The sequence below is a fragment of the Sediminibacterium sp. FW305-C-61 genome, from assembly GCF_058231065.1.
Genome location: NZ_JBIQXR010000003.1, coordinates 156,874 through 170,981 on the forward strand (window position 1 = coordinate 156,874; position 14,108 = coordinate 170,981).

The window sequence follows — 14,108 nt, forward strand, 5'->3', positions numbered from 1 at the left end:
TATTGACAATTCACATCTACCCTATCTTTGCCCTCAATGGCAAATCAATCTATTGGTATTATCGGACTGGGGTATGTGGGGTTACCGCTGGCGGTGGCTTTTGCCAAAAAGTTTTCCGTTATAGGATATGATATTGATGCCAATAGAATACAGGAATTAAAACTTGGGGTTGACCGTACCCATGAATTAACAAAAGAAGCCATTACATCAGTTCCATCACTGCATTTTACCAGTGAAATATCAGATATAAGTAAGTGTACAGTTTATATCGTTACAGTTCCTACGCCTTTACATCCCGATAAAACACCTGACCTCAGTTTTCTGCAGGATGCTTCTAAAATGATTGGGGCAATATTAAAAAAAGATGACCTGGTGATTTATGAATCAACCGTATACCCAGGTTGCACGGAGGAGGAATGTGTACCTCTACTGGAGCAATACAGCAAGCTGAAATTTAATGAAGATTTTTTTGTGGGATATTCTCCGGAACGCATCAATCCGGGTGATCGGTCAAGAAATATTGAAGACATAAAAAAAGTGGTATCAGGTTCTAATCCTGCAACTGCAGATAGCGTAAAATATTTGTATGATCAGGTTATAAAAGCAGGTACCCATCTCGCCCCTTCTATTAAAGTGGCAGAAGCTGCCAAAGCCATTGAAAATGCTCAGCGCGATGTGAATATTTCCTTTATGAACGAACTGGCTTTGATGTTTGATAAAATGGGTATTGATACAGGAGATGTGTTAGAAGCAGCGGCTACCAAATGGAATTTTCTTCCCTTCCGTCCCGGATTAGTGGGCGGCCATTGCATTGGAGTTGATCCGCATTACCTTGTGCACAAAGCCAAACAGGTTGGGTACGAACCCAAACTTATTGCGGCAGGTAGGGAAATCAATGATAGGATGGGAGAGTTTGTAGCAGACAAAATGATCCGTACATTGGTAAACTTACATAAAGGCAATATCCGTGGTTTAAAAGTTTTAATACTGGGTTTTACATTCAAAGAAAACTGCAGCGATACACGTAACACCAAGGTTGCTGATCTCTATCATGCATTAACAAATGCAGGGCTTGATGTATTTGTGCAGGATCCCTGGGTGAATACAGACGCACATCCTGATATCCGGTTTATCGATGATGGGTTAGCATTGCATCTTTCCGCATTGATTGTTGCTGTTAAGCATGATCTGTTTAGGGGAATTAATTTCCTTTCATTGCATAAAAGGGAAGTTGTAATTTTTGATACGCAAGGGGTGGTGGAGAGGGAATTGGTTAAGTTACGTTTGTGATTATTTAGCGTAAATTCCGTAGGTAATCTCCATAACCGCTTTTAGCATATTTTTCTGCCAAGAATAGTAATTGTTCTTTATTGATAAAGCCCATTCTCCACGCTACTTCTTCAATACAGCCAATTTTTTGTCCCTGTCTTTTTTCGATGACCCGTACAAATTCACAGGCATCGCTTAAAGAGTCAAAAGTTCCTGTATCTAACCAGGCTGTACCCCTGCTCATGATACCCACTTGTAATTTTCCTTGTTGCAAATATTCATTGTTTACGGTAGTTATTTCATATTCACCCCTGGGTGAGGGGGCAATTTTTTTGGCAATATTTACAACTGTATTATCGTAAAAATATAAGCCTGGTACTGCATAATTTGATTTTGGTTTAGTTGGTTTTTCTTCAATAGAAATTGCTTTGTTATTTCTATCAAATTCAACCACACCATATCGTTCAGGGTCTTGCACCTCGTAGGCAAAAACGGCTGCTCCTTCCAGGTTATTAAATGATTGTATGAGCTGTACAAGTCCAGAACCGAAAAAGATATTATCACCTAATATAAGTGCTACTTTATCGTTACCGATGAATGATTCACCAATTACAAATGCCTGAGCTAGGCCATTGGGAACTTCCTGGGTGGCATAGGAAAATGTACAACCCAGCTCATCACCGCTACCAAGTAGCCTTTGAAACTGTGCATTATCTTCTGGAGTTGTAATGATTAATATTTCACGAATACCTGCTAGCATTAAAATCGACAGCGGATAAAAGATCATCGGTTTATCGTAAATGGGCATTAATTGTTTGCTGATGCCTTTAGTGATGGGGTAGAGACGAGTGCCAGAGCCGCCTGCAAGGATAATACCTTTCATCTGTTTAATTTTTATCTTTTTTGCCAGACATTACACCCTGTGTAAAATTGTGCCTAATGAAATACTTTACATAGGGCATTTAATTATTTATCTGTTTTGATACATTGATTCATAATACTTCTGGTAATTACCAGAAGTTACATTTTTTAACCATTCAGTATTTTCCAGGTACCAGTCAATAGTTGCTGAAAGCCCCTCTTCAAAGGTTACACTTGGTTTCCAACCTAATTGTTTATTAAGTTTAGAAGCATCGATGGCGTATCTTCTATCATGTCCCGGACGATCTTTAACGTAGGTGATTAATTGTTCACTTTCACCCTCAGTTCTTCCCAATTTTTTATCGAGAAGTGCACACAATAATTTTATAAGGTCAATATTCTTCCATTCATTAAACCCTCCAATATTATAAGTCTCACCAGGATTTCCCTGATGAAAGATTAGATCAATTGCTGCTGCATGGTCTTTTACATATAACCAATCCCTGGTGTAGTTACCGTCTCCATAAACGGGTAATGATTTCTTTTCTATAATATTATGAATGAATAGGGGGATTAATTTTTCAGGAAAATGGTTTGGGCCATAGTTATTACTACAATTGGAAATAATAACAGGGATGCCGTAAGTTTCATGATATGACCTTACAAAATGATCTGAAGATGCTTTACTGGCTGAATATGGGGATCGCGGATCATAGGAGGTTTCTTCAGTAAAAAAACCATTCTCCCCTAAACTACCATATACTTCATCTGTTGAAATATGGTAGAATAAGTGGTTCTGTTCTGAACCCCAAAACTCTTTAGCAGTATTTAGTAAATTAACAGTTCCAACAATATTAGTGTATACAAAATCTAATGGAGAAACGATTGACCGATCTACATGAGATTCTGCTGCAAGATGGATGATGTCTGTTATTTTGTATTCTTGAAATGTCTTCTCAAGTTCTAATGGTTCTAGGATATTCCTTTTTACAAAGAAGTAATTTTTATTATTCTCAATATCCTTTAAATTTTCAAGGTTGCCAGCATAAGTTAGGCTGTCCAAATTTATAATATTGTAATTGGGATATTTACCAACCAGTAACCTGATTACATGAGAACCTATAAACCCCGCACCTCCCGTAACAAGAATATTTTTTTTCATAAAATTGGGTCAGATAGTTATAAATTTTTTATTGTATTAGAAATTATTTTTGGTTTGCCCAAAGTGTAATAATGTAATACAGGAACGCCATAATTTTTCAATTCCTTGCTTTGGAATATTAACCACTCAGTTCCCACTTTTTCACAGTCAGCATCGGTTCTGCAAGCAAGTATATTTTTTGCTAACTCTGTTGGAATATCTACATGAAATATACGAGGAAGAATGGTCAATTGTTTTTTACTGCTAATTGGCTTTAATCCTGGTATAATTGGAACTGAAATTCCGATCTTTCTGCAGGCCGATACAAAATCAAAAAATTTCTGGTTGTCGAAAAACATCTGTGTCATAATGTATTCGGCACCAGCATCTACTTTCGCTTTCAGGTTTTGCAAATCAATTTCCAAATTCGGTGCTTCGAAATGTTTTTCTGGGTAACCCGCTACACCCATGCAAAAGCTTGTTTTGCCACCGTTTTTAATGTCTTCATCTATATAAATTCCCTGATTCATATTCCTCACCTGTTCCAGCAATTCGATGGCATAATGGTGGCCTCCAGGTTGAGGGTTAAAATTTCCCTCATGTTTTGAAGCATCTCCTCTTAGTACCAAGACATTGTCTATGCCAAGGAAATCAAGGTCAATCAATGCATCCTCTGTTTCTCTTTTGGTAAAACCACCACAAATTAGATGCGGTACAGCATCTACCTGATAATGGTTCATAATTGCAGCACAAATGCCTACAGTGCCTGGCCGCTTTCTCATTTCCACTTGTTCAAAGGCTCCATTTGGCATGCGTTTGAAGCTACTTTCACTACGGTGGTAAGTAACATTAATCCACGAAGGTTTAAACTCCATTAACGGGTCAAGATGGTCAAAAACTGATTGAATGGTTTTGCCCTTTAAGGGAGGTAATATTTCAAATGATATCAGGGTTTCTGACCTATTAGTGATTTTGTCAATGACTTTCATGGTTCTTTGCGCAATACGTTATAATATTGCAAACTTAAATTATAAATTGTATATGCCTTATTTATTTACTTCTGAGAGCGTATCTGAAGGACATCCGGATAAAGTGGCCGATCAGATCTCTGATGCATTAATCGATAATTTTTTAGCCTTCGATGCTCAATCTAAAGTTGCCTGTGAAACCCTGGTAACTACTGGTCAGGTGGTACTGGCAGGAGAAGTAAAATCAAAAGCATATCTGGACGTACAGGAAATTGCCCGTGGAGTTATCCGCAAAATCGGATACACCAAAAGTGAATACATGTTCGAAGCCAATAGCTGTGGTATCCTTTCTGCTATCCATGAGCAGTCTGCTGATATAAACCAGGGTGTAGACAAAAAGAAAAAAGAAGAGCAAGGCGCCGGTGACCAGGGTATGATGTTTGGTTATGCCAGCAATGAAACCGACGATTATATGCCACTGGCTTTAGACCTGGCACATAAAATATTGATTGAACTGGCTGTATTAAGGAGAGAGAACAAGCAGATCAAATACCTGCGTCCAGATGCAAAAAGCCAGGTTACACTGGAATACGATGATAACAACCAGCCTGTAAGAATCGATGCGATTGTGGTATCAACCCAGCACGATGATTTTGATACAGAAGCAAAAATGCTGGCTAAAATTAAATCTGATATCATCAATATCCTGATTCCTAGGGTAAAGAGCAAATACAAGAAATACGCTAAATTATTCAACAACAATATCAAGTACCACATTAACCCAACCGGTAAATTCGTGATCGGTGGTCCACACGGAGATACGGGCTTAACGGGTCGTAAGATCATCGTGGATACATACGGTGGTAAAGGAGCCCACGGAGGTGGAGCATTCAGCGGTAAAGATCCCAGCAAGGTCGATCGCTCAGCTGCTTATGCTACCCGTCATATTGCTAAGAACCTGGTAGCTGCAGGTGTTGCAAGTGAAGTATTGGTACAGGTATCATATGCTATCGGTGTAGCACAACCAACCAGTATCAACGTAAACACATACGGTACCGCTAAAGTTAACCTGACCGATGGTCAGATTGCTAAAATCGTAGAAGGCATCTTCGATATGCGTCCATACTTTATCGAACAGCGCCTGAAACTGCGTAGCCCGATATACGGCGAAACTGCAGCTTATGGCCACATGGGTCGCAAGAGCGAAGTGATTACCAAAACCTTTAAATCACCAGATGGTAAAGAGAAGAAAGTAAAAGTAGAGTTGTTTACCTGGGAAAAACTGGACTACGTGCCAAAAGTGAAAAAAGCTTTTGGTTTGTAAGTATAAATTTTACAATAAACAATCGCCCTTCATGTCTATGAGGGGCTTTTCTCTTATAAAATAATATGACTTTAACCTTAGTATATATATTATGAAGATAGCAGTTATTGGCACTGGATATGTGGGTCTTGTTACTGGAACCTGTTTTGCTGAAACTGGTAATAGTGTTACTTGTATAGACATCGATCAATTAAAGGTTAACCACCTGTCAAATGGTAAAATAACCATTTACGAACCTGGCCTAGAAAAGCTTTTTCTCCGTAATCTTAATGAAGGTAGGTTGAACTTTACCACCAACTTAGTTGCAGGAATTACCGACGCAGACATTATTTTTTTGGCGTTACCTACTCCTCCCGGTGAAGATGGTTCGGCAGATCTCAAATACATTTTAGGTGTAGCAGATCAACTTGGTAACATAATTTCAGATTATAAAATTATAGTAGATAAAAGCACTGTTCCGGTTGGAACCGCAGAAAAGGTTAGACAAACCATACAAAAAAATTACCAGGGTGAATTTGATGTTGTGAGTAATCCGGAATTTTTGAGAGAGGGAGTGGCTGTTGAAGACTTTATGAAACCAGAAAGAGTAGTCATTGGTGCTTCTTCAGACCGGGCTAAGAAATTAATGGGTGATTTATATGCACCTTTTGTAAGGCAGGGTAATCCTATCCTGTTTATGGATGAGAAATCGGCAGAACTTACTAAATATGCTGCAAACTCTTTTTTGGCTACTAAAATCTCTTTCATGAATGAAATTGCCCAGTTGTGTGAACGAATGGGTGCTGATGTTGATATGGTAAGAAAGGGTATAGGGAGCGATGGCAGAATTGGAAAGCGTTTTCTTTTTCCTGGCATTGGTTATGGAGGTAGTTGTTTTCCAAAAGATGTCAAAGCTTTGATTCATGCATCCGAGAAATGTGCATATGATTTTCATATATTAAAAGCAGTAGAAAAAGTTAATGAAAATCAGAAAAAACACATGTATTATAATATTTTAAAACATTTTAACGGAGATTTGAAGAATAAGCGTATTGCCTTTTGGGGGGTGTCGTTTAAGCCAAATACAGATGATATCAGAGAAGCGCCGGCAGTTTATATCATTAATTTATTATTAAGCGAAGAAGCTATTATTTGCGCTTTTGATCCGGAAGCGTTAAGTAATTTAAAAGAATTGTTTGGAGATAAATTAATCTATTCAAATAATATGTATGATTGTTTAGAAGAAGTCGATGCATTAATGATTGCTACAGAGTGGAGTGAATTTCGTACACCGAATTTTGAAATGATGGTTAATAGGATGAAGAAAGCAGTCATATTTGATGGTAGAAATCTATTTGATTCTTCACTTATAAAAAATTTCGGATTTGAGTATTACAGCATAGGAAGAAAAAGTATAATTAGTAGATCCAAGTAGGTAAATAAGTATTACTTATTTTTAACTAATCAACATTTTAGAGCCTTTAATTACAAAATCTGTCATATAATGAGAATTGAGTATACGGAGTTGGAAGGTTGTCTTATTTTACATGATCAAGTCTTTTTTGACGAACGTGGTTATTTCTTTGAAACTTTCAATAAGGCTGAATTTTATCAAAAAACAAATATTAATGTAAAATTTGTTCAGGATAACCAATCGATGTCGAAAAAGAATGTACTTCGGGGGCTGCATTTCCAGACTGGAGAATATTCACAGTCGAAATTAGTACGGGTTTTGAAAGGAGAAGTGTTAGATGTTGTAGTGGATTTAAGAAAATCCTCGCCTACCTATTGTAAACATATTAAGGTGAATTTATCTGAATCGAATGCAAAACAATTATTTATTCCTCGTGGGTTTGCTCATGGTTTTATAGTTAAAAGCGAAGAAGCTATTTTTTTATACCAATGCGATAATTTTTATGATAAACAATCAGAGAAAGGCATTCGTTATGATGATTCTACAATCAATATAGACTGGGAGATTAAACCGGGTAACCTGATTCTTTCTGAAAAAGATGGCCAATTACCAACTTTAAAGGAAATTGAAGACGATTTGGTTTTCAATTATTTAGTATAACATCAGGGTCAGTATAATGATCGATAGACATTAATCTAATATATATGGAAAAGACAGATAAAATATATGTTTCTGGGCATAATGGAATGGTGGGCTCAGCAATTGTCCGGAAATTGCAACAAGAAGGGTTTGAAAATATTATTGCTCGAAGTTCAAAACAATTAGACTTGCGAAAACAAGCTGAGGTAAATCAATTTTTTGAAGTTGAGAAACCGGATTACGTTTTTCTTGCAGCAGGTAAAGTGGGTGGAATAGGGGCAAATAATAAATACCGAGCGGAATTTATATATGATAATTTAATGATAGAGTCTAATATCATTCATGCTTCATATGTGATGAAAGTAAAAAAATTGCTTTTTTTAGGTTCATCATGTATATACCCCAAATTAGCTCAACAGCCAATTAAGGAAGACTCTTTACTTTCCGGATTTTTGGAAAGTACTAATCAGCCATATGCTATTGCAAAAATTGCAGGCATCGAACTTTGTAATGCTTACCGAATACAATACGGCTGTAATTTTATCTCTGCAATGCCAACAAATCTATATGGGCCTAATGACAGCTATGATTTAAATAACGCACATGTATTGCCAACGCTAATTAGAAAATTTGTAGAGGCGAAACGACGAAATGATAACTCTGTCGAAATCTGGGGTACTGGAAAGCCTATGAGAGAATTTATGCACGTTGATGATTTGAGTGATGCGCTTCTTTTTCTAATGCAAGAATATGATAAGCCAGACCTTGTAAACATTGGAGTTGGGAAAGATATTTCGATTTTGGACCTAGCCAGGCTTATCAAAAAAGTCTCTGGTTTTGAGGGTGAAATTCTTACCAATCCTGATAAACCAGATGGGACACCTAGGAAGTTACTTGATGTTTCACGTCTAAAACAACTTGGTTGGGAGGCGAAAATTGATTTATATGAAGGAATTCAAAAAGTATATGAAGAAATCAAGAATCATCAATGGGAGGAATAAAATTCACATTTCATACTTCAAGTCTTGTAAAAGGTATTGAATAAGTAATTCTTTAAGATGATTTGGATCGACTTAGCCAAATATTCCGTTGGATTGGGTCCATATTTTATTTCGACACTTTAAGCACTTTTATTAAACCTAATCTTAATAAAACATTTGTTCCAAAAGCCCCATGTTCATATATTTGCTTGATTCAGTAGGTTATAGTCTTAATAGTAATAGTTTAATATATTTAAATTTTAATTTATATTATTAAATTACTGTAAAGATTTTTAGTTGGGTCATTTTTTTTTGGTTAAAAATTGTACCACGAATGTGACTCAGACTGGCGTAGCCATGCTCTTTTTTCAATATAAATTTTATTACTTATGAGATATTGGGTAAAAGTATTTATTGTATGCATACTGATGTGTATGGCGAATAATGTATTTGCCCAAGATATTCTCAAGTCAAAGGACTTAAGTCAAATTAATGTCGACCAACTTTCTGATGAGGATATTGAGAAAATTAGGATTCAACTTTCAACATCTAATTTAACTACTGAGCAATTAGCTCAGTTGGCTCTGTCAAAAGGAATGAGTTCATCCGAATTCGAAAAATTGCAAAAAAGATTAAACCAACCGACGACTAATAAAAGCGTTACTGGAAAAATGTCAATGAATGGGGATCGTAACATTAAAAAAGATGTTGCACGATCAAATAATAGTTCTGATACAATTGATGTTGCTAACTATGAAAAAAAATCGATTAAAAAATCATTGATTAATCCTATGATTTTTGGATCTGAATTATACACTTCTTTTTCTCCAAGTTTTGAGCCTAATTTAAAATTACCAACACCATTGAACTATGTGCTTGGTACTGAAGATGAAATACAGATATCAATTTATGGAGTTCAGGAGTATAATAATAGTTTTATCGTTTCTCCTGAGGGAAATATACTGATACCGAACGTTGGACAAATTTCAGTTTCTGGTCTTACCATTGATGCTTCTACGCAGAAAATCAAATCAATACTCAGTTCAACGGTTTATGGGACTTTAAGAACTGGGGCATCTAAAATGACTTTGTCTTTAAGTAAAATCAGGAGTATTCGGGTTACCATCATTGGCGCCTACAGACCAGGAAATTATACGCTTTCATCCCTTTCCACTGTATTTAATGCATTATTTGTATGCGGTGGGCCTTCTGAGTTTGGAAGTTTTCGTGAAATTGAATTATTGAGAAATAACAAACCTTTTAAGAAGATTGACCTTTATCGATTTTTACTTAAAGGAGATCAATCTGATAATATTGGACTGAAAGATAATGATGTTATAGTTATTCCTACCTATCAATCAAGGGTTGAATTAAAAGGCCAATTTAAGCGACCTGGTATTTTCGAATTATTAAAAGGGGAAACACTTCAAGATATTATCAGCTATGCTTCTGGATTTACTGATACTGCCTACCAGGCATCTATTAAAGTAATTCAAAGTACGGATCGTGAACTTGCTTTAAAGGATATGAAAGAAGATGACTATAAAAATTATATACCTGTATCAGGGGATGTTTTTATAGCCTCTAAAATTTTAAACAGGTATAAAAACCGCATTATTATTTCAGGCGCAGTTTATAGGCCAGGAATGTATGAATTGAGCAATCAGATGCGAATAGCTGATCTGGTAAATAACGCAGATGGTCTTAAAGAAGATGCGTTTATGCAAAGAGGGCAGTTGATCAGAATTGGAACTGATATGAAGAAAAATATTCTCTCATTTGATGTTAAGAAGGCAATAGAAAAGGACCCGGAGCACAATTTACTGCTTCGGGCAGAGGATGAAATCTTAATTACGTCGGTATATGATTTGAGAGATTCAGCAAAAATTATCATACAAGGTGAAATTCGATTGCCAGGCGAATATTATTATCTGGAAGGATTTACTTTAAAGGATTTAATCTTACAAGCTGGTGGTTTTACAGATGCTGCATTTAAGAGTATTGAAATTGCGAGGTTAATTAAGAGAGATAGTATATCTCCTGCAGACGATAGGATGAGCATTATTATTAATGCAAACCTCGACAACGATTTAAGTATTTCAAGTGCTGAAGCAAATATTCCGCTTATGCCATTTGATGTAATAACTATAAGACGTAAAATTGAATATACGATACCTGTTTCAGTAAAAATTGATGGACAGGTTCAATATCCAGGCCCTTATGTTCTTGGGAAAAGAAGTGAACGTATCAGTGATATTATTAAAAGATCCGGTGGCTTTTTACCCGATGCTTACCTGGAAGCAGCATACCTAAAGAGGTATAAAGTAGATACAGACAACCGTAATACGGAAGATGTGATTCGTAAATTCCAGCAGAATAACCGCGATACTTCAGAACTGTTGATTAAGGAAGTAACAAAAGAATATAGTCAAATCCCCCTAGATTTAAATGCAATAATTACTACACCAGGGTCAATAGAGGATATAGTATTACAAGCAAATGATGAAATTGTAGTTCCAAAATTTAGTGGACAAATTAAAGTTAGTGGGGGAGTTTTATTAGCAACTCAATTGCCATACAGAATAAGTTATACATTTAAAGATTATATTTCCGCAGCAGGCGGTTATAGTGGAAATGCATGGAAAGATAAAGCGTACGTGATTTATCCTAATGGGAAAGCTGCAACTGCTAAGAAATTCCTATTCTTCAAATCTTATCCGAAGGTCACGCCTGGCAGTGAACTCATAATTCCATTGAAGCCCGAAAAAAAGAGCATGAGTACAGGCGAAATTATTGGATTGTCTAGTGCGTTTGCAAGCTTAGCAGGTATTGTTGTTGCAATATTGAGATTATAAAATAATTACACGTTTTAGTATGAATAGCCAAAACCAAAATACTTCCAATGAAAATAATTCGGGGATGAATTCGCTTTCCGATTTCTTTGTTAAGCTTATTTTATTGGCTAAGTATATAAGGCGTAATGTGTATGTAATAGTATCAGTAGGAATTGTCATGGGCATTGCTGGAGTTATTTATGCGTATTTGAAGCCAGTCTCATACAAAGCCACTTTGACTTTTGCATTGGAAGATGAAAAAGGAGGAGGTTTGTCTGGTGCATTAGGTTTAGCAAGCCAGTTCGGGATTGATTTAGGTGGAGGAGGCGTAAGCGGGGCTTTTGCAGGTAATAATCTTATCGAGCTTATGAAATCAAGGGCAATAATAGAAAAGACCTTGCTTTCTTCTGCTAAAGTTAATGGGCAACAAATATCTCTTGCAGATTATTATTTAATTCAAAATAATAAAAAGGAAAAAGAAGACAATTCTCCAAAGCAGGGCAAAAGCACTTTCCCGCTGAATATGGCTAGAAATGAATATTCTATCTATCAAGATAGCCTATTAGGCGTAATTCAGAAAGAGATATTATTAAATCATCTTTCAGTAAGCCAAAGGGATAAAAAAATCAGTATCATTTCAGTTGATTTTACTTTTGAAGATGCCCGATTTGCTAAAGCTTTTGTAGAAAATCTCGTTCATGAAGTATCCGAATTTTATGTAGAAACAAAAAGCAAAAAATCAAGGATTAACGTAGAAATATTAACCAGGCAAGCAGACTCTATTCGAAAACAATTGAATGCTGCCATATCCGGTGTTGCCTCTGCTAATGATAATATTTATAACTTAAATACTGCATTGAATATTCAGAGAGTGCCATCAACACAAAGGCAAATTGATGTTCAAGCAAATTCAGCTATTTTGACTGAGTTGGTAAAAAATTTAGAGCTGGCTAAAGTTTCCTTAAGGAGAGAAACTCCATTAATCCAAATAATCGATACACCCATTTTGCCGTTGGAAAAAATAAAACTTAGTAAAATTAGAATTTTTGTTCTATTATTTTTCGTAGGGATCGTACTTACTATTACCTTTTTATTAGGGAAAAAATATTTTGAAGACTTAAAGGTTTTCAACAAAAAAAATTGACGAGTTTCTCCTTGGCTATTTGAAATGTCAAATGGGTATTGGCTAATTTAATTATAGTTTACTTGAGTAATAAATTAGCAACTTAAATAATCTGAATTTATGAAAACTTATATTATTGCAGAAGTAGGTGTAAATCATAATGGAAGTTTGCAAATAGCATTAGAATTGATTGATTCAGCTAAGAAGGCAGGAGCCGATTGTGTTAAATTCCAAACATTTAAGGCTGATCGAATAGTTACAAAGAACTCACCAAAGGCCAAATATCAATTAGAGGTTACTGACCGATCAGAAACCCAATTCGATATGCTGAAAAAATTAGAATTAGGATTTCCAGAGTATAAAATACTTATGGAAAGATGTAAAACAATTGGTATTGATTTTTTATCCACTCCATATAACAAAGAAGATGTTGATTTTTTAGAGTCTTTAAATGTAGATGGTTATAAAGTGGCATCTGGACAATTAACCGAATTGCCTTTTCTTAGGTATGTAGCATCAACCAATAAAAAAGTAATAATCTCTACAGGGATGGGTACACTTTCAGAAGTGTTTGATGCTGTTCAAGAAATTAGAAGTCAGGGTAACAATAATATTGTTGTATTGCAGTGTACCACCAATTACCCATCAAAGATTGAGGATGCGAATTTATTGGCAATGATTAGTATGAAAGAAGCCTGTAAAGTTGAAATTGGATATTCTGACCATGTAGAGAATAACTATGCATGCTTTGCTTCAGTTGCCATGGGGGCGTCTGTAGTTGAAAAGCATTTTACGCTAGATAAATCAATGCCAGGTCCAGATCATTCATCTTCACTGACTCCTGTAGAATTTGCAGATTTGGTATATGGTATAAGGCAGATTGAGTTGTCATTAGGCAATGGAATAAAGCGCCCTACACAAAGTGAAATCGATAACAGTTATGGGATGAAAAGAAGCCTAGTGCTTAATGAAGATTTAGCCGAAGGAACTGTTTTGACAGAAAATCATATTGGATATAAGAGACCAGCTTCAGGCTTACCAGTAAATATGGTAGATGCCGTAATAGGTAAGAAACTGAAAAAAACAATGAATAAAGATGAAGTGCTCCAACTTGATTCAATTGTATGGTAAATATTAATGAAATAAGCATAGTAGAAGTGACAGCCGATGACACTTCCTTACTTGAAAAGTTCTTAGCAGAAGAAGCTGGATCAGCATTAAACACTTTTCGTTATTTTTCTAGTAGGCCATTATCAGTTTTATCAAATCACCTGGTAACGGTAATTATTCTTGGTAATAATAGGCCATTAGGGTATGGCCATTTAGATAAAGATGGGAGTACAATATGGCTGGGAATAGCTGTAGCCGAAAATGCACAGGGTATGAAAATTGGTAATACTATTATGACATACCTCACTAAATATGGTGATGATCAGCAACTCTCTGAAATTTATTTAACAGTGGATCAGTCAAATGAGAAAGCGATAGCCCTGTATAAAAAATTTGGGTTTTTAAATGTCGGAACTATTCAAGAGTGTAAACTAAAAATGAAAAGGCAGAAATCAAGGTGAATAAA

Annotated in this window: 12 protein-coding genes; 9 read left to right on the plus strand and 3 right to left on the minus strand. The window is 35.8% G+C overall.

Annotation, left to right across the window (positions count from 1 at the left end):
- Positions 1–36: 36 nt before the first annotated feature.
- A complete protein-coding gene (locus ACH30E_RS09650; RefSeq protein ID WP_490824645.1) occupies positions 37–1,290 on the plus strand; it encodes a nucleotide sugar dehydrogenase in 1,254 nt (417 codons plus the stop codon).
- A gap of 4 nt (positions 1,291–1,294) precedes the next feature.
- Here the strand turns inward: ACH30E_RS09650 and rfbA are convergent, their stop codons facing one another.
- The 3 genes from rfbA to ACH30E_RS09665 form a co-directional block, all read right to left on the minus strand.
- Positions 1,295–2,152 carry a glucose-1-phosphate thymidylyltransferase RfbA gene (gene rfbA / locus ACH30E_RS09655; protein ID WP_490824646.1) on the minus strand — a complete coding sequence of 286 codons (858 nt, stop codon included), beginning with the start codon at positions 2,150–2,152 and terminating at the stop codon, positions 1,295–1,297.
- Positions 2,153–2,239: 87 nt separating this feature from the next.
- Complete coding sequence (gene rfbB / locus ACH30E_RS09660) at positions 2,240–3,292, minus strand: dTDP-glucose 4,6-dehydratase (RefSeq protein ID WP_490824647.1); 1,053 nt, start codon at positions 3,290–3,292, stop codon at positions 2,240–2,242.
- Between the two features lie 17 nt (positions 3,293–3,309).
- Positions 3,310–4,260, minus strand: a complete 951-nt coding sequence (locus ACH30E_RS09665; protein WP_490824648.1) for a methylenetetrahydrofolate reductase — start codon at positions 4,258–4,260, stop codon at positions 3,310–3,312.
- 52 nt (positions 4,261–4,312) lie between these two features.
- On the opposite strand from ACH30E_RS09665, the gene metK reads away from it, so the two are divergent.
- The 8 genes from metK (at position 4,313) to ACH30E_RS09705 (ending at position 14,103) form a co-directional block, all read left to right on the plus strand.
- Entirely contained in the window at positions 4,313–5,563 is a 1,251-nt protein-coding gene (gene metK / locus ACH30E_RS09670; protein WP_490824649.1) for a methionine adenosyltransferase, read from the plus strand.
- Positions 5,564–5,654: 91 nt separating this feature from the next.
- On the plus strand, positions 5,655–6,977 hold the full coding sequence (locus tag ACH30E_RS09675; RefSeq protein WP_490824650.1) for a UDP-glucose dehydrogenase family protein: 1,323 nt from the start codon (positions 5,655–5,657) through the stop codon (positions 6,975–6,977).
- A gap of 69 nt (positions 6,978–7,046) precedes the next feature.
- On the plus strand, positions 7,047–7,616 hold the full coding sequence (rfbC, locus tag ACH30E_RS09680) for a dTDP-4-dehydrorhamnose 3,5-epimerase (RefSeq protein ID WP_490824651.1): 570 nt from the start codon (positions 7,047–7,049) through the stop codon (positions 7,614–7,616).
- Between the two features lie 44 nt (positions 7,617–7,660).
- Entirely contained in the window at positions 7,661–8,596 is a 936-nt protein-coding gene (locus ACH30E_RS09685; RefSeq protein WP_490824652.1) for a GDP-L-fucose synthase family protein, read from the plus strand.
- A gap of 413 nt (positions 8,597–9,009) precedes the next feature.
- Complete coding sequence (locus tag ACH30E_RS09690) at positions 9,010–11,430, plus strand: SLBB domain-containing protein (RefSeq protein ID WP_490824653.1); 2,421 nt, start codon at positions 9,010–9,012, stop codon at positions 11,428–11,430.
- 19 nt (positions 11,431–11,449) lie between these two features.
- Positions 11,450–12,553, plus strand: coding sequence for a Wzz/FepE/Etk N-terminal domain-containing protein (locus ACH30E_RS09695; RefSeq protein WP_490824654.1), 1,104 nt, complete (start codon positions 11,450–11,452; stop codon positions 12,551–12,553).
- Between the two features lie 99 nt (positions 12,554–12,652).
- A complete protein-coding gene (neuB, locus tag ACH30E_RS09700; RefSeq protein WP_490824655.1) occupies positions 12,653–13,663 on the plus strand; it encodes an N-acetylneuraminate synthase in 1,011 nt (336 codons plus the stop codon).
- Positions 13,657–14,103 (plus strand): GNAT family N-acetyltransferase, encoded by a 447-nt coding sequence (locus ACH30E_RS09705; RefSeq protein WP_490824656.1) that lies wholly within the window; start codon positions 13,657–13,659, stop codon positions 14,101–14,103. Before neuB ends, ACH30E_RS09705 begins: the two co-directional genes overlap by 7 nt.
- Positions 14,104–14,108: the final 5 nt, after the last annotated feature.